Origin of the sequence: Ancylobacter mangrovi (assembly GCF_024752335.1) — a bacterium.
Taxonomy (GTDB): domain Bacteria; phylum Pseudomonadota; class Alphaproteobacteria; order Rhizobiales; family Xanthobacteraceae; genus Ancylobacter; species Ancylobacter mangrovi.
Map to the genome: position 1 here is coordinate 124,217 of NZ_JANTHY010000010.1, position 23,914 is coordinate 148,130.

Here is a 23,914-nt window from a genome sequence, read left to right on the forward strand (position 1 = left end):
GCAGCAGGGGGAGAAGGCGCGCCCGGCTCCTAAGGAGGGCCGGGCGCATCCCGCGGGCAGCGGGGGACATCGCCCGCGGGAGATAGGCGGGCGAGCGTCAGCTCACTCGACCGTGGTCTCGCGCAGGTCGAGCCACATCATCGGGCTGGAATGGAAGCCCTTCACGTTCTTGCGGTAGGCGTTGACGTGGTTGAGCACGTAGGGGATCGCCCCGGCGGGGTTGTCCTCGGCGAGCGCCTGGAACTTCTTGTACAGCGCGGCGCGCTCATCCTCGGTCTTGGCGGCGCGGGCGTCGTCCAGGACCTTGTCGATCTCCGGGTTCTTGTAGTTCCAGAGCTGCGTGTTCCACGACCCGGTCGAGTGGTAGAAGGGGTAGATCGAGGTGTCGATGGTCGGCCGGCTGAAGAAGCCGTCCGCATAGAAGTCGGCCTTGCCCTCGATCTCCTTCACGAACTTGTCCCACGGCACGCGCTGGATATCGACCTTGATGCCGACCGGCGCCAGCATCTCCTTGGCGGCGATGCCGAGGCGCTCACGCGTCGGGCGGCCGACCGGGACATAGAGCGTGGCCTCGAAGCCGTCCGGATAGCCGGCCTCGGCGAGGAGCTTCTTGGCGCCCTCGACGTCGGGCGCGCCGATCGGGATGTCCGAGTTGTAGTAGGGGTGCGAGGGCGGGATCATGGTGTGGGTCGGGGTGCCCTGGCCGTAGAGCGCGACCTCGACCAGCGCCTTCTTGTCCAGCGCCATCAGCACCGCCTTCCGCACGCGCGCATCGTCGAACGGCTTCTTGGCGCTGTTCATGATGAGGCCGTCCCAGGTCGAGGTCGGCGTCGAGTCGACGACGATGTCCGGGTTGTCCTTCATCTGGTCGATGGATTCGAGCGGCAGGCTCCAGACGAGGTCGACGTCGCCGGTCTCCAGCGCCGCGATCTCCGCCGCGCTCTCCGGCATGATGCGGAAGGTCACGGCGTCGAGCTTGGGCTCGCCCTTCACGTAGTAGTCGGGGTTCTTCACCAGCTCGACGCGGTCGCCGGGCGTGAAGGACTTGAACATGAACGGCCCGGTGCCGATCGGGTGGGTGGCGATGGTGTCGAACTTGTCGCGCGGCAGGATGCGCACCTGGCGGTCGCCGAACAGCTCGGCGAAGCCCGAATAGGGGATCTTCAGCTTGAAGACGACGGTCTCCTTGTCCGGCGTCTCGATGCTGTCGACGATGTCGAAGTTCACCCGCGCCGGCGAGCCGGTCGCCTTGTCCTTGATGCGCTCGATGGAGGCCTTGACGTCGGCGGCCTCGAGCTCACGGCCGTCATGGAATTTCACGCCGGGACGCAGCTTGAAGGTCCAGGTCTTCTGGTCGTCGCTCTTGCTCCAGCTCTCGGCGAGGTCGGGCTTCACGCCGCCCTTGCCGTCGACTTCCGTCAGTCCGCTGAAGATGAGGAAGTTCATGATGTACTCTTCGCCGAGCTTGGTCTTGGCGGCGTCGAGCGTGTTGAGGTTCGAGGGGATGGCCACGCGCAGCGTGCCTGCCGCCATGGCCGGGGCCATCAGCGCGGTCAGGCTGATCGCCGCCGCGCCCAGAGCGCCGATAAATCGCTTCTTCATTCCCAACTCCTTCGAGGTCTTTGTTTATGCTTAACTTTTTTCATTGAGCCCCCGACGCCACGAGCGCGCCGGGTGCCTTTCAGCGCCCCCGCGCGGCGAAGATCGCGCCGAGGAATTCCAGGATCAGCGTGGTGGCGAGCAGGCTGGTCTGCCCCTCGACATCGATGAACGGGTTCACCTCGACGAGGTCGAAGCCCACCACCCGCCCGCGCGCGGCGACGCCCTGAAGGAGCGCGCGCGCCTCGTGGTAGAGCAGCCCGTCCACGGTCGGCGAGCCGGTGCCCGGGGCGATGGAAGGGTCGAGCCCGTCGATGTCGATGGTGACGAAGACGTTGCCGAGCTCGGGCATCGCCTCCAGCACGGCGTTGATGCCCTGCTCGCGAATGTCCTCGCGGGTGAAGATGCGCACGCCCTGGGCGAGCGCGTCCTCATAGTCGTTCTCGCGAGTGCGCACGTCGCGTATGCCGAGCTGCACCATGTGGCGCACGAAGGGCAGCTCCTTGGCGCGCCGCAGCGGACTCGCATTGGTGTAGCGCACCCCGGCGATCTCGTCGCGCCAGTCCATGTGCGCGTCGATATGCACGATGTCGATCGGCCCGAGCGCCTCGAAGGCGCGCACATTCGGGAAGGTGACCGAATGGTCGCCGCCGAGGATCACCGGCAGCGCCCCGCGCGCCAGCAGCGCGCCGACCGAGGCGGTGATCTTCGCCATGTTGGCGTCGATGTCGAAATAGGTGATGTCGACATCGCCGCAATCGACCATCGAGACGTCCTTCAGGAAGCGCTGCTTCCGGTTGACGTCCCAGTAGCCGGCGGCGTTGCCGGTGCCCCAGGCGGCGTAGCGGGTCGACTGGTTGCGGATCTCGCGCGGCCCGAAGCGCGTGCCGGGGCGGTAGCCGACGCCGCAATCATAGGGGATGCCGAGCACCGCCACGTCGGCCTCGACCTGCGCGAAGTCCTCGCAGATCGGCGAGCGCAGGAAGCTCGCAATGCCGGCGGAGGGCATGTAGGCGGCGTAGCGGGGAGTGGGCGCGTCCATCACTCGGCCTCCGCCCTGGCGGGGTCCGGCACGGCCTGGCTGGCCGCTTCGTCGCCGCGGGACGCGGACGCGCCGGCCGGCAGCGCGTCCTCCTCCCGCCACCACACGCCGAGCTCCCAGAGCTTCTCCTCGGTGCGCGCCACGGAGGCGGCGACATCGCCGGGATGGAGGCCGGCGATCAGCGCCACCAGCGTCTCGCAGACCGCGAAGGCCGGCGTCACCGTGTCGAAGAAGGAAGGCGACTGGCTGGAGGCGAGCAGGGTGAGATGGGCCAGCCGGCCGATCGCGTTGGCCTCGCTGTCGGTGATGGCGACGACGCGCACCCCCTGACGGCGGGCGAAGGCGGTGGCCTCCACCACATGGCGGGCGGCGGGCGTGTAGCAGATGACCAGCAGCACGTCGCCGGGGCCGGAATCGAGCATGCCCGGATGGCCGACGCCGCCGGTGGCGTCGAGCAGCACCGAGCGGTCGTCGAAGAAGGACAGCAAATAGTTGAACTGGAACGCCGCCGGGAAGGAGGAGCGGTGGCCGAGGCAGTAGATCCGCCGTGCCGCCACCATGGCGCGGGCGGCTTCCACCAGCTTCTCGACCCGCGAGGGCAGGGCGACCTCGGTGAGGTGGCCGGATAGCCGCGCCAGCATCTCGGTGGCGATGCCCGCATCGCCGACCTCGCGATGGCGGCGCAGCAGGTTCTCGGCCCGCCCGCCATAGGCGACGGGCGCCTCGCGCAGGGCCGCGGCGTGGATGGCGCGCACCTCGTCGAACCCGGTCAGGCCGAGCTGCTGGGCGAAGCGGGTCATGGTCGCGGGCGGCACGCCGGCGCGGCGCGCCTGCTCGCGCATCGACAGCAGCGCCACGTCCTCGGGATGGTCGAGCACATAGCCGGCCGCGACCCGGATCTGGCCGGGCAGCTCGTCGAAGTGCTGCTTCACCCTGGCAACGAAGTCGGAGCGTTTCATGCCGGCCACGATAGGGGGCTGTTTCGCGCTCTGCAACGTTTGTTTCAAAACAGATAAATTTTGATCTGATTGATCCAAAATCGAGCAGGAATCCACCCGCTCATGCCTAGTTTGCAGGCAGATCGCAGGGGTGCCGGTCGGGGCGGGATGCAGCAGCGCTGTCATTTCAGCAGCGTGCGGGCGATGATGTTGCGCTGGATCTCGGACGAGCCCTCATAGATCCGCATGATGCGGGCATCGCGCACATAGCGTTCCAGCGGCAGGTCCTGCGCGTAGCCGTAGCCGCCATGGACCTGCAGCGCGGAATCGGTGACGCGCCCGGCCATCTCGGCCGCGTACAGCTTCGCCATTGCCGCTTCCTGCGAGAAGTGGGCATGGCGGGCGCGCAGATGCGCGGCGCGCAGGCCGAGCAGGCGGGCCGCCTCGAGATCGGTCGCCATGTCCGCCAGCATCCATTGCAGGCCCTGGAAGCGGGCGATCGGCTCGCCGTCGACCTGGCGCTCCTGCACCCAGCCGCGCGCGGCGTCGAGCGCGGCCATGGCGATGCCGGTGGAGGTGGCCGCGACCTCGACCCGCCCGTTGTCGAGCACCTTCATCGCGGTGCGGAAGCCGCTGCCCTCCTCGCCGAGCCGGCAGTCGGCGGGGATGAGGCAGTCGTCGAAGCGGACCTCGAACACGTGCCCGCCGCGCAGCCCCATGGTCGGCTCGGGCGAGCTCACGCCGAGGCCGGGCGTGCCGCGCTCCACCACGAAGGCGCTGATGCCGCGCGCCCGCGCCGCCGGGTCGGTGAGCGCGAACACGACGATGAAGTCGGCATGGGCGGCGTTGGAGATGAAGTGCTTGGTGCCGCTGAGCCGGTAGGCGTCGCCCTCGCGGACCGCCCGTGTGCTCATGTCGGCCGGGTTGGAGCCGGCGCGCGGCTCGGTCAGGGCGAAGGCGCCGAGGCTGGTGCCCGCCGCCGCCGGCGGCAGCCAGCGGCCGCGCTGCGCGTCGTCCCCGCCGATCAGGATCGCGTCGGTGGCGAGGAAATGCGCGGTCAGCATGGAGGTGGTGGAGGCGCAGGCGCCCGCCAGTGCCTCGACGGCGAGATAGAGCGCCACCGCCGAGGCGCCCGCCCCGCCCCATTGCTCGGGCAGGTTCATGCCGGTGAGACCGATCTCCGCCAGCGCCGGCAGGTGCTCGCCGGCGAAGCGCCGCTCGGCGTCGATCGCCTGCGCGCGCGGGGCGATCTCCTGCGCCGCGAAACGGGTGATCGCGTCGGCAATGGCAAGGTCGTCGTCGGTACAGAACGGGGTCATGAGCGGCTCGGCAACTGAAGGAAGGCCCGAGCTTGACACCCTCCCTTAATTAATAAAAATATCGGCTTTTCATAATCTGAATAAATAAAGGTAATCCACCGCGTGGCCATCAACGTCTCCTGGCGCCAGCTCACCTATTTCGTCGCCACGGCCGAAGCCGGCAGCACGCTGCGCGCCGCCGAGGCGCTCCACGTCTCGCAGCCGGCGATCTCGGTCGCCATCGGCCAGCTCGAGCAGAGCTTCGGCCAGAAGCTGTTCGTGCGGCGCCACGCGCAGGGGGTCGACCTCACCCCGTTCGGGCGCAGCAAGCTCGCCGAGGTGCGCCACCTGCTCGCCCACGCCCATGCGGTGATGGACAGTACCAAGGACGGGCGGCTCACCGGCGAGCTGGAGATCGGCGTCTTCTCCACCCTCGCGCCCGCCTATGCGCCCGGCCTGCTGCGCGCCTTCAGCGCCGCCCATCCCGACGTGCGGGTGCGCCTGCGCGAGGAGCCGCTCGACCAGCTTCACCGCGATCTCGCTGATGGCGTGGTCGAGCTCGCCCTGCTGTACGACCTCGACACGATCGGCGAGATGGCCCGCACCCCGCTCGGCGCGCTCACGCCCTATGCGCTGCTGGCGAAGGATCATCCGCTGGCCGACGCGGCGCAGGTCTCGCTGCGCGACCTGGCGCTGGAGCCGTTCGTGCTGATCGACCTGCCGCACAGCCGCGACTATTTCCTGTCGCTGTTCCGCATGACCGGGGCGATGCCCGAGCAGCTCCTGCGCTGCACCTCGCTGGAGACGGTGCGCGGCATGGTCGCCCACGGCCTCGGCAACAGCGTGCTGGTGACGCGGCCCTTCGGCGACCATTCCCATGACGGCCTGCCGCTGGTCTGCCGCCCGCTGGTGGAAAGCGTGCCGCCGCAGCGCGTCATCATCGGCTCCTCGGCCTACGCGCCGATGACGCGCGCGGCCGAAGCCTTCGTCACCGTCGCGAAGGACTACTTCCGCGGCCGCGGGGCGACGTGACGTTCTGAATAAACTCATCTTATCCAAGATATGAAAATTCATTAGTACACTTAATTCGATGCGCTTCCTATGGTGCCGCTCGTCGACCCTCCGCGATCGACCAGCATGAGGAGCCCTGCGTGACCGCCGCCACCAAGAACAGCCGGATCGTCCGCGCCCCGCGCGGCACCGCCCTCAACGCCCGCAGCTGGCAGACCGAAGGCCCGCTGCGCATGCTGATGAACAACCTCGATCCCGAGGTCGCCGAACGCCCCGAGGACCTGGTGGTCTATGGCGGACGCGGGCGGGCGGCGCGCAACTGGGAATGCTTCGACCGCATCGTCTCCACGCTGAAGGCGATGGACCAGGACGAGACGCTGCTGATCCAGTCCGGCAAGCCGGTCGGGGTCATCCGCACCCATGCCGACGCCCCGCGCGTGCTGATCGCTAATTCCAACCTCGTCAGCCGCTGGGCGACGCAGGAAGTGTTCGACGAGCTCGAGCGCAAGGGCCTGATGATGTACGGCCAGATGACGGCCGGCTCCTGGACCTATATCGGCAGCCAGGGCATCATCGGCGGCACCTTCGAGACCTTCGTCGAGGCCGGCCGCCAGCATTATGGTGGCGATCTTTCCGGCCGCTGGCTGCTCACCGCCGGGCTCGGCGGCATGGGCGGGGCGCAGCCGCTCGCCGGCGTCATGGCCGGCTGCTCGGTGCTCGCCATCGAGATGCGCGAGGAGCGCATCGAGCGGCGCATGCAGGGCGGCTATCTCGACCGCAAGGCCGGCAGCCTCGACGATGCGCTGGCGATGATCGCCGAAGCCCGTCGCACCGGCGAGGCGCTCTCCATCGGGCTCATCGGCAACGCCGCCGAGGTCTATGAGGAGATCCTCGCGCGCGGCACGCTGCCCGACCTCGTCACCGACCAGACCGCCGCCCACGACCCGCTGTTCGGCTACATCCCCGCCGGCTGGAGCATCGCCGAGTGGGAGCGCCGGCGCGAGACCGACGCCGAGGGCACCATCGCCGCCGCCAAGCACACCATGGCGCGGCAGGTGCGGGCGATGCTGGAGTTCCGCGCGCGAGGCATCCCCGTGTTCGACTACGGCAACAACATCCGCCAGATGGCGCGCGATGCCGGCGTCGAGGAGGCGTTCGACTTCCCCGGCTTCATCAGCGCCTATGTGCGCCCGCAATTCTGCCGGGGCCGCACCCAGTTCCGCTGGATCGCGCTGTCGGGCGAGCAGCAGGACATCCTGCATTCGAGCCGCAAGCTGAAGGGCATCGTCGCCGATCCGAGCTTCGCCCGGTGGATCGACATGGCGGAGAAGCGCATCCAGTTCCAGGGCCTGCCCTCGCGCAGCTACTGGATGGGGCTGCAGGACCGCGTCGCCGCCGGCCTCGCGCTCAACGAGATGGTGGCCTCCGGCGAGGTCGCCGCGCCCATCATCGTCACCCGCGACCACATCAGCTCCGGCTCCGTCGCGAGCCCGAACCGCGAGAGCGAGGGCATGCTGGACGGCTCCGATGCGGTCGCCGACTGGCCGATGCTGAACGCGCTCACCGCCTGCGCCAGCGGTGCGACCTGGGTGTCGCTGCACAATGGCGGCGGCGTCGGCATCGGCTATTCGCAGCATGCCGGCTTCGCGGTGGTGGCGGATGGCAGCGAGGACGCCGCCCGGCGCCTGCGCCGCGTGCTGGCGAACGATTCCTCCGTTGCCGTGTTCCGCCATGCCGACGCCGGCTATGAGGAAGCGATCGCCACCGTCGAGCGCGAAGGGCTGACCCGATCGGCCTCGTCCGCCCCGTGAGCGGGGCCTCGAGCAACATCGGGAGCTCGACCGCCATCGGGCGGCTGGCGCAGTGGTGCGCCGGCTTCACGCCGGGCGAGGTGCCGCCCGAGGTGCGGGCCGTGGCGCGCAACTGCCTGGTGGACACGCTCGGCGTCGCCCTTGCCGGCGCCACAGCGCCGGTCGCGCGCAAGGCGCAGCGCGTCGCCGGCCTCGCTAGTGCCCCGGGTGCCGCGGCCGTGCCCGGCACCGGGCTTCGCCTCGCCCCGCCCGGCGCCGCCATGGCCAACGGCACCGCCGCCCATGCGCTCGACTTCGATGACAATTGCTATGCCGGCGTGGTGCACGGCTCGGCGATCATCGTGCCCGCGGCACTCGCCGTCGCGCAGCAGGTCGGCGCGTCCGGCGCGGCGCTGGTCGACGCCATCATCGCCGGGTCGGAGGCGGAATACGCGCTCGGCGCCGCCGCCACGATGAGCCTCTACGAGAAGGGCTGGTGGACCACCGCCGTGCTCGGCCCGGTCGGCGCCGCGGTCGCGGCCGGCCGGCTTCTCGGCCTCGACGCGATGGCGATGGGCGCGGCCATCGGCATCGCGCTCGCCGGCGCGGGCGGGGCCAAGGCCGCCTTCGGCACCGATGCCAAGCCGCTGCTCGCCGGCCGCGCCGCGGAGGCGGGCGTCGTCGCCGCCCTGCTCGCCGCCGAGGGAGCGAGCGGCCCGCCCGACGTCGCCACCCATCTGCGCGGCTTCGCGGCGCTGTTCAACGACGGCGTGTTCGACGAGAGCGCGCTCGAGGAGCCAGGCACGCGCTGGCGCCTCCTCGACCCCGGCATCGACGTCAAGCGCATCCCGGTGTGCCTGTCCGCCCACACCAGCGTCGACGTGGTGGCCGAGCTGGCGCGCGCGCACGGCTTCGGCGCGGGGGAGGTGGCGCGCATCGTCTGCGACGTGCCGCCGGTGATCGTCGCCAACCTCATTCACGACCGGCCGGCGACGCCCCAGCAGGCGCAGTTTTCCATGCCCTTCGCGCTCGCCGCCACGCTGGTGCTTGGCGATGTGACGCTGTCCGACCTCGACGAAAGGGTGATCCGCGACCCCGCCATCGCCGCCCTGATGGAGCGCGTGGAGATGCACACCGGCGCCTCCTGGGACGAGGAGGCCCGCCGGCACGCGCCCGAAGGGGCACGGGTGCGGGTCGAGCTTGCCGACGGACGCGTCTTCGAAGGCTTCCGCGCCATCCCGCGCGGCGCGGCCGGCGATCCGTTGCCGCCCGAGGCGCTTGCCGCCAAGTTCCGCGCCTGCGCCGGCCTCCTGCTGCCGCCCGGCGCGGTGGAGCGGCTGCTCGCCCGCCTCGACGCGATCGAGACGCGAGCGAACCTGCGCGACCTGTTCGACGACCTGAACCACGAGGCCTGACCTGACCATGGCTCCCCTGCCGCCGCCGCTCGCGGGCGTGCGCGTGCTCGACTTCTCGCGCATGCTCGCCGGCCCCTTCTGCACCGCCCTGCTCGCCGATGCCGGCGCCGACGTCATCAAGATCGAGAGCCCGGACGGCGACGACGCGCGTCATTTCGCGCCGCGGGCGGGCGGGGAGAGCACTTATTTCCTGATGATCAACCGCGGCAAGCGCTCTGTGGTGCTCGACCTCAAGAGCGAGGAGGGCCGACGCGCCGTGCATGAGCTCGCCGCCGGCGCGGACATCGTGGTCGAGAATTTCCGCCCCGGCGTCGCCGCGCGCCTCGGCATTGACTATGCGAGCCTCGCCGCCATCAACCCGAAGCTGGTCTATGCCAGCATCTCCGGCTTCGGCCAGGAAGGGCCGCTCTCGCACCGCCCGGCCTACGACATCATCGCCCAGGCGATGAGCGGCATCATGAGCGTGAACGGCCCGGCGGGCTCGGGCCCGAACCGGGTCGGGGAATCGGTGGGCGACCTGATCGCCGGTCTGCAGGCGACCTGGGCCATCCTCGCCGCCCTGCACGGGCGCGAGCGCGACGGGCGCGGTCAGCATCTCGACATCGCCATGCTCGATTCCATCTTCTCGATCATGATGACCGCGCTGTCGCAATATCTGTTCACCGGCGAGGTGCCCGGGCGGATCGGCAACGCGCACCCGATCAGCGCGCCGCTCGACAGCTTCGAGGCGGCGGACGGGCATCTCATCATCGCGGTCGCCAACGACACGCTGTTCGCTGGCCTCGCCGCCGCCATCGGCCAGCCGGAGCTGGCAGCCGATCCACGCTTCGCCACCGACCAGGCCCGCAAGGGCAACGAGGCGGCGCTGAAGGCGATCCTCGAGGGCTGGACACGCCAGCGCGGCGTCGCCGAGGCGGTGGCGGCGCTGGAGGCCGCGCGGGTGCCGGCCTCGCCGATCCTGACGATTGACCAGGTGGTCGCCAGCGCCCACGCCAAGGCGCGCGGGCTGGTGCGCACCGTGCTGCACCCGGCGGCCGGCGCGATCCCCGTGGTGCCGCAGCCGGTGCATTTCCTCGGCTCGGGCGAACTCCCGATACGCCCGGCGCCGCTGCTCGGCGAGCACACGGACGAGATCGTGGGGAACGTCGCGCCGCGCTGAGCGGTTAGCCCCGCGGCGGGGAAACCGGAGCGCGTGCCCGTGCGCCTCGGCTCGGCTCGGCGGGCTTGCCCACATGGCGCGAAGCGCGCCATGCTCCGTGGCTCGTCCTCCGATCCGCCGTGCAGGGAGAATGCGATGACACGCCCCTTCGATGCGATCGTCATCGGCGCCGGGCAGGCCGGCCCGCCGCTCGCCGGGCGGCTGACTGCTTCCGGCAAGCGCGTCGCCGTCATCGAGCGGCACTATTTCGGCGGCACCTGCGTCAACACTGGCTGCCGCCCCACCAAGACCCTGGTGGCGAGCGCCTATGCCGCGCGGATGGCCCAGCGGGCGGCGGATTTCGGCGTGGTGCTGAAGGGCGCGCCCGGCATCGACATGAAGACGGTGGCGGCGCGCGCGGGCAAGATCATCCATGACAGCCGCGCCGGCATCGAGAGCTGGCTCGAGGGCATGGAGGGCTGCACCGTGCTGCGTGGCCATGCCCGCTTCACCGGTCCGCACGAGGTGACGGTCGACGGCGAGGCGCTGAGCGCGCCGCTCATCTTCGTCAATGTGGGCGGGCGCGCGGCGGTGCCGGACATGCCCGGTCTCGACGAGGTGTCCTATCTCACCAACAGCACCATGGTGGAGCTGGACCGGCTTCCGGCCCATCTCGTGGTGGTCGGTGGCTCCTATATCGGGCTCGAATTCGCGCAGATGTACCGCCGCTTCGGCGCGCGGGTGAGCGTGGTCGAGAAGGGCCCACGCCTGGTCGGCCGGGAGGACGAGGACGTATCGGCCGCGATCCGCGAGATCCTGGAGGCCGAGGGCATCGAGGTGCACACCGGCGCCGAATGCATCAGCTTTTCCGGCCATGAGGACGGGCTGGCGGTGCATGTCGACGGCTCGGGCGGCGGGGCGCGGATTCCCGGCTCCGACGTCCTGCTGGCGATCGGGCGGCGGCCGAACACCGACGATCTGGGGCTCGCGGCGGCCGGCATCGAGACCGACGAGCGCGGCTACATCACCGTCGACGACCATCTCCAGACCAGCGTGCCCAGCGTCTACGCCATGGGCGACTGCAACGGGCGCGGCGCCTTCACCCACACCGCCTATAACGATTACGAGATCGTCGCCGCCAACCTGCTGGACGGGAAGGACTGGAAGCTGAGCGAGCGCATCCCCGGCTATGCGCTCTACACCGATCCCCCGCTCGGGCGGGTCGGCATGAGCGAGGCGCAGGCGCGCGCCACCGGCCGGCCGTTGCTGATCGGCAAGCGGCCGATGAGCCGGGTCGGCCGGGCGCAGGAGAAGGCCGAGACGCAGGGCTTCATGAAGGTGGTGGTGGACGCGCAGACGCAGCGCATCCTCGGCGCCGCCATTCTCGGCACCGGCGGCGAGGCCATTCACGGCCTGCTCGACGCCATGAACGCGGACCTGCCCTGGACCTTCTTCCAGCGCGCGGTGCCGATCCACCCCACTGTGTCCGAGCTCATTCCCACCCTGCTGGAGGGCATGGAGCCGGCGGAGTGAGAGACGCTCCGCCCGGCTCGCTCAGCGGCGGGGGTGGTAGAGCGCCTCGAGTTCCCCGAAGGCGAGGTCGACGGTGACGGCGAACAGCGCCACCAGCACGGTCCCCTGCAACACATAGGACGGGTTGCTGCCCGACAGCCCGTCGATGATCGGCGAGCCGAGGGTGAGGGCGCCCACGGTCGAGCCGATGGTCGCAGTGCCGATGCCGATGGTGACCGAGGTGCGCACGCCGGCGAGGATGATGGGCGCGGCGAGCGGCAGCTCGATCCGCCACAGCTTGCCCGCCGCCGAGAAGCCGGTGCCGTCGGCCGCGTCCAGCACCGGGGCGGGCACGCTTCGCAGGCCCGCGACCACCCCGCCCATCACCGGCAGCACGCCGTAGAGCACCAGCGCCAGCACGGTCGGCGCGGCGCCGTAGCCCATCGCCGGCACCGCCAGCGCCAGCACCGCCACCGGCGGGAAGGTCTGGGCGACGGCGGTGAGCATTTCCAGCGTCGCCGCATAGTCGCGCCCCGCCGGCCGCGTGGCGAAGACGCCGGCGGCGAGGCCGACGACGATCGCGACCAGGCTGGCGAGCCCCGTCAGCATCGCGTGCGAGGCGACGAGCTCGGGAAAGCTCGCCCGGCTGTAGACGAGCCGGGTGCCGGGCGGAAACAGGAAGCCGAGATGGGGCGCGATGCGGTCCATGGTGAAGGTGAGGACGAGGAACAGCGCGCCGACCCACAGCACCGGACGCCCCAACAGCCGTACAAGGCCGGCCCGCCATCGCCCAGAGCTCATCGTCCGACGAGGTCCGTCAGGTTTAGCGTGCCGCGCCGCCCGTTCGCCGCGTCCAGCACTGGCAGATGCGCGACGCCGTCCGCGATCATGCGCGCCAGCGCCTCCTCCAGAGTCGCGCCGGCGGGGATCGGTTCGCCATCGGCGGCCGGTGCGGCCGAGAAGTCGGTGCGCTCGCCGACATTCAGTACCTGCAGCAGGTGAAGCCCCAGCAGCGGACCGCCGAAGAAGCGCGCCACCTGCTCGCTGGCCGGATGGGCGAGCACGGCCGCCGGCGCGCCGGCCTGCACCAGCCGGCCATGCTCCAGCATGGCGATCGTGCCGCCGAGCCGGATCGCCTCCTCGACGTCATGGGTGACGAGCAGCACGGTGGTGCCGGTGCGCTTCTGGATCGCCGCGAGGCTCTCCTGCAGGCTGCGCCGGGTGAGCGGGTCGACCGCGCCGAAGGGCTCGTCCATCAGCAGCAGCTCGGGGTCGGCGGCAAGCGCGCGGGCGACGCCGACGCGCTGCTGCTGGCCGCCGGAGAGCTGGTCCGGGTAGCGCTGGGCGTGGATCTCAGGCTCCAGCCCGACGAGGTCCAGCAGCTCGCTCACCCGCGCCTCGACGCGCCCGCGCTCCCAGCCGAGCAGTTGCGGCACGGTGGCGATGTTGCGGGCGACCGTCCAGTGCGGGAACAGGCCGATCGACTGGATGACGTAGCCGATGCGCCGGCGCAGCTCGACCGGCGCCAGCCCGGCGATGTCGACGCCGTCGAACAGGATGCGGCCGGAATCGGGGTTCTCCAGCCGGTTGACCATGCGCAGCAGGGTGGACTTGCCCGAGCCGGACGTGCCCACCAGCGCGCACACCGTGCCGGGCTCGACCGCGAACGACACGTCGTCGACCGCCTTGCGGCCGCCGAAGCTCTTGGTGACGGCGTCGAAGCGGATCACGTCGCCGGCCTCCGGAACAGCGCCAGCGCCACGCCGCGCAGGCTGAGGTCGGCGAGCAGCGCGAGCCCGATGGCGGAGAGCGCGCCGAGCAGGACGAGATCGCTCGCGGTCTGGCCGAGCCCCTGGAAGATGAAGGTGCCGAGCCCGCCGGCACCGATCAGCGCCGCCAGCGTGGCGAGGCCGATGAGCTGGACCAGCGTGATCCGCAGGGTCTGGAAGAAGGTGGGAAGCGCGAGCGGGACCATGGTGCTGGTGAAGATCTGCCGCCCCGTCATGCCCATGCCGCGGGCCGCGTCCACCGCCGCGCGGGGCACGCCGGACAGGCCCGCATGGACGCCGCGCGCGACCGGCAGCAGGCCGTAGAGCGCCAGCGCGACGATCGCCGGGAACGGGCCGATGCCGCCGATGCCGAGCCCGCGCAGCGCCGGGGCGAGGGCGGTGAGCGTCGTCAGCGGGCCGATCAGCAGCGCGAACAGGGCGATGGAGGGGATGGTCTGCACGATGTCGAGCGCGGCGAAGGCCGCCCCCGCCCGGCTCGGGCGGCGATAGGCCATGAAGCCGATCGCCGCGCCGACCGCCACCGCGACGACGAGCCCCGCCCCGGTCAGCTCGAGATGCCGGAACAGCTCGTTCAGATAGGCGTGCTGGCGCACCGAGAATTCGCGCGCGAGCGAGAGCTCGGACAATGCGCCGCCGGCCGCCAGCGCGAAGAGCCCGGCCGCGGTGGCGAGCACCGGCACCGCCTTCTGCGCCAGCGTGCGCGCACGCTCCACCGCATCAGCGAGGGTGAAGAAGCCCGCCGCCAGCAGGCACCAGAAGCCGGCGCCGAGCGAGACGCGGGTCAGCGGTCCGGCATCGGCGCCGTGCACCATGGCGGCATGGCCGGCGATGCCGGTCGAGGCCAGCATCAGCGCCCCGGCGGCGAGGCCGAGCAGCATGTGGCGCAGGGCAAAGTCGCGCGCGAGGCCGAGGCCGGCCATCGCCGCCAGCGGCGCCAGCACGGCGACGGTGCCGGCCGGGCCGGCCGCCGCCCACAGGCCGAGCGGGGTGCCGGAGAGCAGCCGGTTCGGCGCGATCACGACGAAGCCGCCGAGGAGGGCCGCCGCCACGCCGAAGGCGGCCAGCAGCACCGGCAGGGCGAGCGCCGGCGGGCCCGAACGCGAGGACAGGACTGAACGCAAGGGCGACATCGTCAGGCCGCCGCCCGGGCCCGCACCGGGGCGGGGGGTAGCGCCCGACGCCGGCGGGCGGCCTCCCGCCGCCCCGCCGCTCTCACCCGAGCAGCCCCTTCGAGCGCAGATAGTCCTGCGCGACGGAGCGGGCCTCCATGCCGTTGAGCTGCACCTGCGCGTTGAGGTGCTGGAGCGTCTCGAGCGTTAGCCCCTCGAAGGCGGGGGCGAGCAGCTCGGCGATCTTGGGATAAGCATCGAGCGTGGCTTTGCGGATCACCGGCGCGGGCTGGTAGACCGGCTGCACGTGCTTGGTGTCCTGCATCACCTTCAGGCCGAGCGCGGAGATGGCGCCGTCGGTGCCGTAGACCATGGCGGAATTGACGTCCGACGTGCCTTCGGCCGCGGCCTTGATGGTGGCGGTGGTGTCGCCGCCCGAGAGCACCAGAAGCTGCGGGCCGGCGAGCTTGAAGCCGTAGGCCTTCTGGAACGCGGGCAGCGCCGCCGCGCTCTCGACGAACTCGGCCGAGGCGGCGAGCTTCACCGTGCCGCCGTCATTGGCCCAGCGGGCGAAGTCGTCGAGGGTGGCCAGCTTCTCCTTCTCGGCGACGTCGCCGCGCACGGCGATGCCCCAGGTGTTGTCGGCGGGCGCGGGCGTGAGCCAGACGAGGTTGTTCTTGGCGTCGAGCTTCTTCGCCTCCTCGTAGCCCTTCTTCGCGTCCTTCCACACCGGGTCGTCGGCCATGTTGAAGAAGAAGCCGGCATTGCCGGTGTACTCGGGATAGACGTCGATCTCGCCCGCCAGCAGCGCGGAGCGCACGATCTTGGTGGGGCCGAGCTGCAGGCGCCGCGTCACCGGGATGTCGGCATGCTCGAGAATCAGCGCGATGATGTTGCCGAGCACCGCGCCTTCCGTATCGATCTTGGAGCCGACCACCACGGGGTCGGCGGCGTAGGCCGCGCCCATCGGGAGCAGTGCCGCTGCGCTGAGCGAAAGCAAGAGGCGGCGGCGGTTAATGCTCGTGATCATGAGATCCCCCCTGGAGCGGTCGTTCGGGACGGTGGCACGATGCCGACCGGTTGGCGGGAACGAACGCACCGCCCGGATTGTTCCAACAACAGCCCGGCATGGGAAGGGACTTGTCCGTGATCGGCCGGCAAATGCGCCCGGTGGACCGATCGCCGCCCTCGAACGCCCTCGATCACGACACCGTAAGAACGTTTGTCCACAAGCAGGCTTGCAAGATAATAATTCGTATCCTATTAATTAGTCATGCATGAGATCGAACCCCTCCGGCGCGCCCTGACGGCGCAGCTCCTCCAGGCCGGCCGCCAGTGGCGGCGGGTCGCCGAGCGCGAACTCGAGACGCTGGGCATTTCCGAGGCCTGCGCCGCGCCGCTGCTGTGGACGCACCGTCTTGGCGGGGGCGTGCGCCAGGTGACGCTCGCCTCCTATGTCGGCATCGAGGGACCCTCGCTGGTGCGCCTGCTGGACCAGCTCACCACCTCCGGCCTGATCGAGCGCCGCGACGACCCCACAGACCGCCGGGCCAAGACCATCTGGCTCACCGCGGCCGGCGAGCGGCTGGCCGCCCGCATCGAGGACCTGCTCACGGAAGTGCGCAGCCGCGTGCTCGCCGGCGTCAGCGCCTCCGATCTCGAGGCCGCCCTCCGGGTCCTGAAGCTTTTCGACGATTCGCCCGTGCCCGTGCCCGTGGCGGAGGAGGTGTCATCGTGACACTTCCCGCCTGGCGGGACTGGCTGTTCTCCGGCAAGGCCTTCCTCGCCTCCATGCTCGCGCTCTACATCGCGCTGGCGTTCGACCTGCCGCGCCCCTACTGGGCGATGGCGGCGGTGTATGTCGTCGCCAATCCGCTGGCGGGCGCCACCAGTTCCAAGGGCCTCTACCGCGCGCTCGGCACGCTGCTGGGCGCGGCCGCGGCGGTGTTCTTCGTGCCGCTCTTCGTCAATGCGCCGGAGCTGCTGAGCCTCGTCGTGGCGCTGTGGACCGGCTGCCTGCTCTACATCTCCATGCTCGACCGCACCCCGCGCAGCTACGTCTTCATGCTGGCCGGCTACAGCCTGCCGCTGATCGCGCTGCCCGAGGTCGGCGCGCCGGACCAGATCTTCGACGTCGCGCTGGCCCGCAGCGAGGAGATCATCATCGGCATCACCTGCGCCAGCGTCGTCGGCGCGGTCGTCTTCCCGACCAGCGTCGGGACCGCGCTGTCCGCGCGCATCAGCGGCTGGCTGGACGACGCCGCCTCCTGGGCCGGCGAGATCCTGCGCGGGGAGGGCGCGCTGCCGGCGACGCCGCTGCGCCGCCAGAAGCTCGCTGCCGACATTTCCGGCCTCGACATGGTCATCAGCCAGCTCTCCTACGACGCGGCGACGCGCGACGTGGTCCGCCATGCACGCGAGCTGCGCGGCCGGCTGCTCATCCTGCTGCCGCTGCTCTCCTCGCTGGCCGATCGGCTGCACGCGCTGAAGACGCAGGAGGGCGCGCTGCCGGCAGATCTCGCCGCGCTGCTCGCCCGCGTCGCCGACTGGCTGGGGCGCCGGAACGCCGCCAACCCGGACGAAGCCGACCTGCTGCTCGCGGCCATGAAGGCGCTGCGCCCGGCGACCCCGGGCGACTGGGACGCGCTGATGCGCGCCAGCGCGCTCGACCGGCTGGGCGAGGTCGTCTCGGTGTGGAGCGACTGCCTGACGCTGCGGGCCGACATCCAGCGCGGCCAGCATGCCGGCCCGTGGCGGCCGCGCTTCCGCCACCGCCAGGTGGTCGGCGCGGCGCGGCACTATGATTTCGGCCTGATGCTGTTCTCGGCCGGCTCCTGCGTGCTGGCGACGCTCGCGGTCTGCGCGTTCTGGATCGCCACCGGCTGGTCCGGCGGCGCCGGCGCGGTGATGATGACCGCGGTGGCGTGCTCGTTCTTCGCGGCGATGGACCGTCCGGCGCCCTTCATCCGCTTCATGGCCAACTGGAGCGGCGTCAGCCTCATAGTCTCGGCGATCTACCTGTTCGCGATCCTGCCCTTCGTGCACGATTTCGAGATGCTGGTGCTGGTCTTCGCCGCGCCGTTCCTCGTGCTCGGCCTGATCATCGCGCGCCCGCAATACACCATGCTCGGCATGCTGATGGCGGTGAACACGGCGTCCTTCGTCGCCCTGCAGAACCGCTACGACATCGACTTCGGCAGCTTCGTCAATCAGGGGCTGGCGGCGATGGCCGGCATCATCTTCGCCTTCGTGTGGAGCGTGGCGACGCGCCCCTTCGGTGCCGAGATCGCCGCGCGCCGGCTGGTGCGGGCCGGCTGGGCCGACCTCGCGGACACCGCCGGGGGGCTGCGGCGCGACGACCACCTGAAGCTCGCCGGGCGGATGCTCGACCGGCTCGGCCAGCTCGTGCCGCGCCTCGCGGCGATGGATGACCGCGAGCTGTCCGGTGTCGACGGCTTCGCCGAGGTGCGCTCGGGCTTCAACATCATCGAGCTGCAGAAGACGCGCCGGCGCCTTGCGCCAGACGGGCGCGCGGCGATCGACGCGGTGCTGGCCGGCATCTCCGCCCTCTACCGCGCCCGGGTGGCGCGCCGCAGCCTCGTTTCCCCGCCCGGGGAGCTGTGCGACGCGCTCGACACCGCGTTGCGCCGCATCGCCCATGACGGAAGCGGCGAGGCGCGGCGCGCGCTCGACGCGCTCATCGGGCTGCGGCGGGTGCTGTTCCCGGGCGTTCCGGGCCCGGCCGGGGATTTCGTGCCGGCGGAGCGCCGCCCGTCTCTGATAGCGGCGGAGTAGTGCCATGTCCGGCGAAATCGACGTCTACGGCGTCTACATTCCCAATCTGCTGGCGCTGATGCTGCTCACCCTTCCGGTGAGCCTGCTGCTGCGCCGGGGGCTCGCCCGTCTCGGGGCCTATGCCTTCGTCTGGCATCGCGGCCTGTTCGACGTCGCCCTCTATGTCCTTCTGCTGCAGGGCATGTCCCTGTTGTCCCAATGGTGGCTGTCATGACCTTCTCGCTGCGCGGCGCGTTCCGCGTCGCTGTCACTCTCCTCATCGCTCTCGCCGCGCTCGGAGCCGGGCGCGAGCTGTGGGGGCACTACATGAACGACCCGTGGACCCGCGACGCCAAGGTGCGCGCGGACATCGTCGGCGTCGCGCCGGACGTCTCGGGCTTCGTGAGCGAGGTGCTGGTGCATGACAACCAGGCGGTGAAGGCGGGCGACGTGCTGTTCCGCATCGACCGCGCCCGCTTCGCCATCGCCCTCGACCAGGCCGAGGCGGTGGTCGCGGGGCGCAAGGCCTCGCTCGACCAGGCCAAGCGCGACCGAGAGCGCTACGAGCAGCTCAAGGACGTGGTCTCGCAGCAGAAGACCGAGCAGGCGCGGATGGAGGAGGCGGAAGCCGCCGCCTCCTACCAGCAGGCGCTCGCCGACCGAGACCTCGCCCGGCTCAACCTCGAGCGGTGCGACGTGAAGGCGCCGGTGAACGGCACCATCACCAACCTCTCCATGCGGCCCGGCGACTATGTGAGCACCGGCACCGCCAAGCTCGCCCTGGTCGACACGGATTCGCTCAGGATCGAAGGCTATTTCGAGGAGACCAAGCTCGCGCGCATCCATGTCGGCGCGCCGGTCTCGATCAAGCTGATGGGCCAGCCCGAGACGCTGGAGGGCCACGTCGAGAGCATCGCCGCCGGCATCGAGGACCGCGAGCGCACCGTCGGCGACGGGCTGCTCGCCAACATCAACCCGACCTTCAGCTGGGTCCGCCTCGCCCAGCGCGTGCCGGTGCGCATCGACTTCGACCAGACGCCGGGCGACGTGCGCCTCGTCGCCGGCCTGACGGCGACCGTCTCGGTCGGCCCGGTCGGTGGCAAGACGCAGGTGGGCAAGAGTTCAGGCGGCACCGCGTCGGCGGGTGTCGCGGCCGCGGGCCTCGCTTCGTCGCCGCGGGCGCTGCCCTGACGCAGGGGCACGGGCCGGCGGCACGGACGGGTCGGCGTCGCCGCGCAGGCTTCCCGCCCGACGTGCCGGCCGCGCACCGACTTTAGTGCTCTTTGCATTCCCCCACCGCGATTGTAGCCTCGCGCTTTAAGTGCCCCATTATGCAGGCAAACGGCACGTCGAAGCGGAGGAATGCTCATGCAGATTTTCAAGCCGAAGTTCGGCCGGGCGGCGGTCGCGGCGCTGGCGCTGGTGCTCGCGCCCGCCCTGGCGCCCGGATCGGCCAAGGCCACCGAGTTCATCAACATCCTGACCGGCGGCACCTCGGGCGTGTATTATCCGCTCGGCGTCGCGATTTCGAAGGTCTATGCTGACAACATTCCCGACTCGAAGGTGCAGGTGCAGTCGACCAAGGCCTCGGTCGAGAACCTGAACCTGCTCGAGCAGGGCCGCGGCGAACTCGCCTTCTCGCTCGGCGACTCGGTCAAGCTCGCCTGGGAGGGCGACACCGAGGTCGGCTTCAAGTCCAAGCTCGGCAAGCTGCGCGGCATCGCCGCGATCTATCCCAACTACATCCAGATCGTCGCCTCCAAGGACAGCGGCATCAAGACCCTGCAGGACCTGAAGGGCAAGCGGGTCTCGGTCGGCGCGCCCAAGTCCGGCACCGAGCTCAACGCCCGCGCCATCCTCGCCGCGGCCGGCATGAGCTATGACGACCTCGGCAAGGTCGAGTACCTGCCGTTCGGCGAGTCGGTCGAACTGATGAAGAACCGCCAGCTCGACGCCACGCTGCAGTCGGCCGGCCTCGGCGTCGCCTCGATCCGCGACCTCGCCTCCTCGCTGCCGATCACCGTGGTCTCGGTCCCCGCCGCCGTCGTCGACAAGCTGGGCCCGCCCTATGTGAGCGCCAATATCCCGGCCGGCACCTATGACGGCCAGGGCGAAGGCGTCGACACCGTCGCCGTGGTGAACTTCCTCGTCACCCGCGAGGGCGTCTCCGACGACGTCGCCTACCAGATGACCAAGCTGATCTTCGAGAACCTCCCGACGCTGGAGTCGGCGCACAAGGCGGCGTCGCAGATCAAGCTCGAGGACGCCACCAAGGGCATGCCGATCCCGCTCCATCCCGGCGCGGAGCGCTACTACAAGGAAAAGGGCATCCTGAAATAGCGGCACAGCGCCTGCGATGACCGCGCCCGGGCCGGGTCGGCCGCCAGCGTCGGCGTCCTGTCCGCCGGGTGCGGGCCCGCGAGCCTTCGGGCCTGCGGGAGCGCCGGCCGGGCGGCCTTCCGGTCCATTTGCACCCATCCCAACTTCCACGGCTTGAGCCTGCCGCGCCGGAACGTATGATCCGGCGCGGCGGGCTCTCGCGGCGAGGCCGCCCATGCAGCACGACAGCGACCAGCACCAGATGCCGCCCGAGGCGGCCGACCTCGGCCTGCACGATCCGCTCAGCGACAGCTTCCCGGCCGGGACGGAGGGACGCACCCTCTACTGGATCGCGGTCGCGTTCTCGCTGTTCCAGATCGCCACCGCCGCGCACCTGACCGACCTGCCGAGCCAGGTGATCCGCGCCATCCATGTCGGCTTCCTCGGCCTGCTCGGCTTCCCGCTGCTGGCGCTGGTCCACCGCAAGGGACCGGCGGCAAAGGCGGTGTTCTGGCTGCTCGCGGCGGGCAGTGTCGCGGTCGCGATCTATCAGTGGGTCGAGTACGGCCCGCTGATCCTGCGCGCCGGCGATCCCAACCAGGCCGACATCGTGATGGGCGTCATCGCCCTCGTCGTCGTGTTCTGCGCCGCCTGGGCGCTGATGGGGCCGGCGCTGCCGATCATCGCCGGGCTGTTCCTCGCCTACTGCTTCTGGGGCGAATATCTGCCCTCGCCGTTCGAGACCCGCGGCTATGCCTTCACCCAGGTGGTCGAGCACATGAGCTACGGCACCGAGGGCATCTACGGCATCCCTGTCTATGTCTCCTCGACCTACATCTTCCTGTTCATCCTGTTCGGCGCCTTCCTCGAGAAGGCGGGGATGATCCGCCTCTTCACCGACGTCTCGCTCGGGCTGGTGGGCGACCGGCAGGGCGGCGCCGCCAAGGTCGCGGTGTTCTCCTCCGGCCTGATGGGCACCATCTCTGGCTCGGGCGTCGCCAATGTGGTGACGACCGGCCAGTTCACCATTCCGCTGATGAAGAGCTTCGGCTACCGCGCCGCCTTCGCCGGCGGGGTCGAGGCGACGAGCTCGATGGGCGGGCAGATCATGCCCCCGGTGATGGGCGCGGTCGCCTTCATCATGGCCGAGACGCTGGGCGTCTCGTACCACGAGGTGGTCAAGGCGGCGCTGATCCCGGCGCTGCTCTACTTCGCTTCCGCCTTCTGGATGGTGCACCTGGAAGCGGGGAAGTGGGGCCTGCGCGGCATGGACAGGTCCGAGCTGCCCTCGCCGGGCCGCGCGCTGAGGGAGCGCTGGTACCTGATCCTGCCGCTCGCCGTGCTGGTCTACCTGCTGTTCTCCGGCTACACGCCGCTCTATTCCGGCACCATCGGCCTCGCGCTCACCATCATGCTGATCCTCGGCGGGTCGATCGCGCTCGGCTTGCCGTCGACGCTGCTGCGCTACGTGTTCTGGATCGGCCTGGGCGTGGTGGCGGCGGGCTTCTTCGAATACGGCATCCGCGTCATCGTCGGCGCGATGGCGGTGCTGATCGTCTGGAACATCTTCAGCAAGGGCGGGCGCGAGGCGCTCATCATCTGCCGCGACAGCCTCGCCGAGGGCGCCAAGACCGCGCTGCCGGTGGGCATCGCCTGCGCGCTGGTGGGCGTCATCATCGGCACCATGACGCTGACCGGCGTCGCCACCACCTTCGGCCAGTTCATCGTCAGCGTCGGCGAGACCAACCTGTTTGCCTCGCTGGTGCTGACCATGATCACCTGCATCGTGCTCGGCATGGGTATCCCGACCATCCCGAACTACATCATCACCTCGTCGATCGCCGGGCCGGCGCTGAAGGCGCTCGGCGTGCCGCTGATCGTCAGCCACATGTTCGTGTTCTATTTCGGCATCCTCGCCGACCTGACGCCGCCGGTGGCGCTGGCCTGCTTCGCGGCGGCGCCGATCGCGCGCGAATCCGGGCTGAAGATCTCCTTCGAGGCGATCAAGGTCGCGGCCGCCGGCTTCGTGGTGCCGTTCATGGCGGTCTACACGCCCGCGCTGATGCTGCAGGATGGCGGGGCGCTGGCGAGCGAGATCGGCTATGTGCCGGCGGTGGCCTACATCGTCGTCAAGGCGCTGCTGGCGATCGGCCTGTGGGGGGCAGCGGTGATCGGCTGGCTCGGCGTGCGGCTCGGCATGGTCGAGCGGCTGGTCGCCATGGCGGCCGCCTTCACCCTCGTCGCCGCCCTGCCACTGACCGACGAGATCGGCTTCGTGCTGTGCGCCGGCTTCGCCTTCCACATCTGGCGGCGCAACCGCGCGCCCACGGCCGCGCAGGCCTGAGGCCCGGTGGGCGCCTGTCTCATGGTGGGGGCGAAGGCGGTGATGCTCGCCGCCAGCACCTTCACGCTCTCCTGGACCCATTCGGTCGAGCGCACCGGCTGGTCGGAGACCTATCACGTCGAGAAGGCGGGCCTGCAACTCGTCGAGGCGCGGGTCATGGGCTCGGGGGCCGGCATGGACCCGGGCGAGGGCGCGCGGCTCGAGGGCGAATGGTGGGTGTGGAAGCCGACGCTTGGCCCGGTGCCCGAGCTGGTACTCGCCGCCTCCGGCGCGACGGTCGGCGGCTGGCATCTATGCGAGGGCGCATGGCCCGGTACCGAGTGCCGGACCCTCGGCGCCAGCGCCGGCGCGCCGATCCACGTGCAGCCTTGTGAGGCCGGGCGCTGAGGGAACGTCGAGACACCGAACAGCCTCCCCGCCCGACAAGTTGGCTCGCCTGTGACTTCCGCCGCCCGGGCGCATCGTATTCCGAACGCTTCGCGGGTACGGCGATAGGCGACGTCACATCTCTCCGATCGCGCCCGGCCGCCCATGGGTGCCGGGCGCGGATCCGGGAAGCCGCCGCCGGACGCGGTCCGCGCGTCAGCCCTTGAGCTTCTGCAGCGCCTGCGCGCAGCCAACCGACATTTCCTTGCTGTGCGACTTGAGGCACTTCAGCAGATTGCCGCCGCCGGGCTGGATGCCCTGACAGAGTCGCTCGATGTCGGCCTTGCAGTATTTCGCGAAATCGCCCTCCTGGGCATGGGCGAAGCTTGCGGAAGCGGCCAGGACGAGCGCGACGAGTGTCATGCGCATGAGCAGTTCCTTCTCTTGGAAGTGAGGCTGCGTCCTGTAG

Annotated in this window: 21 protein-coding genes; 12 read left to right on the forward strand and 9 right to left on the reverse strand. The window is 70.5% G+C overall.

Features of this window, described 5'->3' with window-relative positions; translation table 11 throughout:
• Nucleotides 1–102 precede the first annotated feature (102 nt).
• From NVS83_RS20650 to NVS83_RS20665, 4 genes are all read right to left on the reverse strand, one after another.
• A complete protein-coding gene (locus tag NVS83_RS20650) occupies nucleotides 103–1,602 on the reverse strand; it encodes an ABC transporter substrate-binding protein (protein WP_258741043.1) in 1,500 nt (499 codons plus the stop codon).
• Nucleotides 1,603–1,681: 79 nt separating this feature from the next.
• Entirely contained in the window at nucleotides 1,682–2,641 is a 960-nt protein-coding gene (gene speB, locus NVS83_RS20655; protein ID WP_258741044.1) for an agmatinase, read from the reverse strand.
• On the reverse strand, nucleotides 2,641–3,600 hold the full coding sequence (locus NVS83_RS20660) for a MurR/RpiR family transcriptional regulator (protein WP_258741046.1): 960 nt from the start codon (nucleotides 3,598–3,600) through the stop codon (nucleotides 2,641–2,643). Before NVS83_RS20660 ends, speB begins: the two co-directional genes overlap by 1 nt.
• 161 nt (nucleotides 3,601–3,761) lie before the next feature.
• Complete coding sequence (locus tag NVS83_RS20665; RefSeq protein WP_258741048.1) at nucleotides 3,762–4,898, reverse strand: acyl-CoA dehydrogenase family protein; 1,137 nt, start codon at nucleotides 4,896–4,898, stop codon at nucleotides 3,762–3,764.
• A 102-nt stretch (nucleotides 4,899–5,000) separates the two neighbouring features.
• Between NVS83_RS20665 and NVS83_RS20670 the strand changes: the two genes are divergently transcribed.
• From NVS83_RS20670 to NVS83_RS20690, 5 genes are all read left to right on the forward strand, one after another.
• Complete coding sequence (locus NVS83_RS20670) at nucleotides 5,001–5,909, forward strand: LysR family transcriptional regulator (RefSeq protein ID WP_258733996.1); 909 nt, start codon at nucleotides 5,001–5,003, stop codon at nucleotides 5,907–5,909.
• Nucleotides 5,910–6,028: 119 nt separating this feature from the next.
• Nucleotides 6,029–7,699 (forward strand): urocanate hydratase, encoded by a 1,671-nt coding sequence (gene hutU, locus NVS83_RS20675; protein ID WP_258741049.1) that lies wholly within the window; start codon nucleotides 6,029–6,031, stop codon nucleotides 7,697–7,699.
• Nucleotides 7,696–9,093, forward strand: coding sequence for an MmgE/PrpD family protein (locus tag NVS83_RS20680; RefSeq protein ID WP_258741050.1), 1,398 nt, complete (start codon nucleotides 7,696–7,698; stop codon nucleotides 9,091–9,093). Before hutU ends, NVS83_RS20680 begins: the two co-directional genes overlap by 4 nt.
• A 7-nt stretch (nucleotides 9,094–9,100) precedes the next feature.
• Nucleotides 9,101–10,252, forward strand: a complete 1,152-nt coding sequence (locus NVS83_RS20685; RefSeq protein WP_258741052.1) for a CaiB/BaiF CoA transferase family protein — start codon at nucleotides 9,101–9,103, stop codon at nucleotides 10,250–10,252.
• 135 nt (nucleotides 10,253–10,387) lie between these two features.
• The gene (locus NVS83_RS20690) at nucleotides 10,388–11,764 is read left to right on the forward strand and encodes an FAD-containing oxidoreductase (RefSeq protein WP_258741053.1); all 1,377 of its coding nucleotides are present in this window, start codon (nucleotides 10,388–10,390) and stop codon (nucleotides 11,762–11,764) included.
• Nucleotides 11,765–11,785: 21 nt separating this feature from the next.
• Here the strand turns inward: NVS83_RS20690 and NVS83_RS20695 are convergent, their stop codons facing one another.
• The 4 genes from NVS83_RS20695 to osmF all read right to left on the reverse strand — a co-directional run bounded on the left by NVS83_RS20695 (nucleotide 11,786) and on the right by osmF (nucleotide 15,672).
• A complete protein-coding gene (locus tag NVS83_RS20695) occupies nucleotides 11,786–12,544 on the reverse strand; it encodes an ABC transporter permease (RefSeq protein ID WP_258741054.1) in 759 nt (252 codons plus the stop codon).
• A complete protein-coding gene (locus NVS83_RS20700) occupies nucleotides 12,541–13,473 on the reverse strand; it encodes an ABC transporter ATP-binding protein (RefSeq protein ID WP_258741055.1) in 933 nt (310 codons plus the stop codon). The genes NVS83_RS20695 and NVS83_RS20700 overlap by 4 nt, the downstream gene beginning before the upstream one ends.
• Entirely contained in the window at nucleotides 13,470–14,654 is a 1,185-nt protein-coding gene (locus NVS83_RS20705) for an ABC transporter permease (RefSeq protein WP_258741056.1), read from the reverse strand. The genes NVS83_RS20700 and NVS83_RS20705 overlap by 4 nt, the downstream gene beginning before the upstream one ends.
• Before the next feature lie 91 nt (nucleotides 14,655–14,745).
• Nucleotides 14,746–15,672, reverse strand: coding sequence for a glycine betaine ABC transporter substrate-binding protein OsmF (osmF, locus tag NVS83_RS20710; protein ID WP_258741058.1), 927 nt, complete (start codon nucleotides 15,670–15,672; stop codon nucleotides 14,746–14,748).
• Between the two features lie 243 nt (nucleotides 15,673–15,915).
• Here osmF and NVS83_RS20715 point away from each other — a divergent pair, with 243 nt between their 5' ends.
• The 7 genes from NVS83_RS20715 (at nucleotide 15,916) to NVS83_RS20745 (ending at nucleotide 23,466) form a co-directional block, all read left to right on the forward strand.
• Complete coding sequence (locus tag NVS83_RS20715; RefSeq protein ID WP_258741060.1) at nucleotides 15,916–16,380, forward strand: MarR family winged helix-turn-helix transcriptional regulator; 465 nt, start codon at nucleotides 15,916–15,918, stop codon at nucleotides 16,378–16,380.
• On the forward strand, nucleotides 16,377–18,437 hold the full coding sequence (locus NVS83_RS20720) for an FUSC family protein (RefSeq protein ID WP_258741061.1): 2,061 nt from the start codon (nucleotides 16,377–16,379) through the stop codon (nucleotides 18,435–18,437). The genes NVS83_RS20715 and NVS83_RS20720 overlap by 4 nt, the downstream gene beginning before the upstream one ends.
• 4 nt (nucleotides 18,438–18,441) lie before the next feature.
• The gene (locus NVS83_RS20725) at nucleotides 18,442–18,651 is read left to right on the forward strand and encodes a DUF1656 domain-containing protein (protein WP_258733985.1); all 210 of its coding nucleotides are present in this window, start codon (nucleotides 18,442–18,444) and stop codon (nucleotides 18,649–18,651) included.
• Complete coding sequence (locus NVS83_RS20730) at nucleotides 18,648–19,607, forward strand: efflux RND transporter periplasmic adaptor subunit (protein WP_258741062.1); 960 nt, start codon at nucleotides 18,648–18,650, stop codon at nucleotides 19,605–19,607. The genes NVS83_RS20725 and NVS83_RS20730 overlap by 4 nt, the downstream gene beginning before the upstream one ends.
• Before the next feature lie 177 nt (nucleotides 19,608–19,784).
• Nucleotides 19,785–20,756, forward strand: a complete 972-nt coding sequence (locus NVS83_RS20735; protein WP_258741063.1) for a TAXI family TRAP transporter solute-binding subunit — start codon at nucleotides 19,785–19,787, stop codon at nucleotides 20,754–20,756.
• A 214-nt stretch (nucleotides 20,757–20,970) separates the two neighbouring features.
• Nucleotides 20,971–23,079, forward strand: coding sequence for a TRAP transporter permease (locus NVS83_RS20740; protein WP_258741064.1), 2,109 nt, complete (start codon nucleotides 20,971–20,973; stop codon nucleotides 23,077–23,079).
• A gap of 6 nt (nucleotides 23,080–23,085) precedes the next feature.
• Complete coding sequence (locus NVS83_RS20745; protein ID WP_258741065.1) at nucleotides 23,086–23,466, forward strand: DUF1850 domain-containing protein; 381 nt, start codon at nucleotides 23,086–23,088, stop codon at nucleotides 23,464–23,466.
• Between the two features lie 195 nt (nucleotides 23,467–23,661).
• Here NVS83_RS20745 and NVS83_RS20750 read toward each other — a convergent pair whose 3' ends face one another.
• Entirely contained in the window at nucleotides 23,662–23,868 is a 207-nt protein-coding gene (locus NVS83_RS20750; RefSeq protein ID WP_258741066.1) for a cysteine rich repeat-containing protein, read from the reverse strand.
• Nucleotides 23,869–23,914 lie beyond the last annotated feature (46 nt).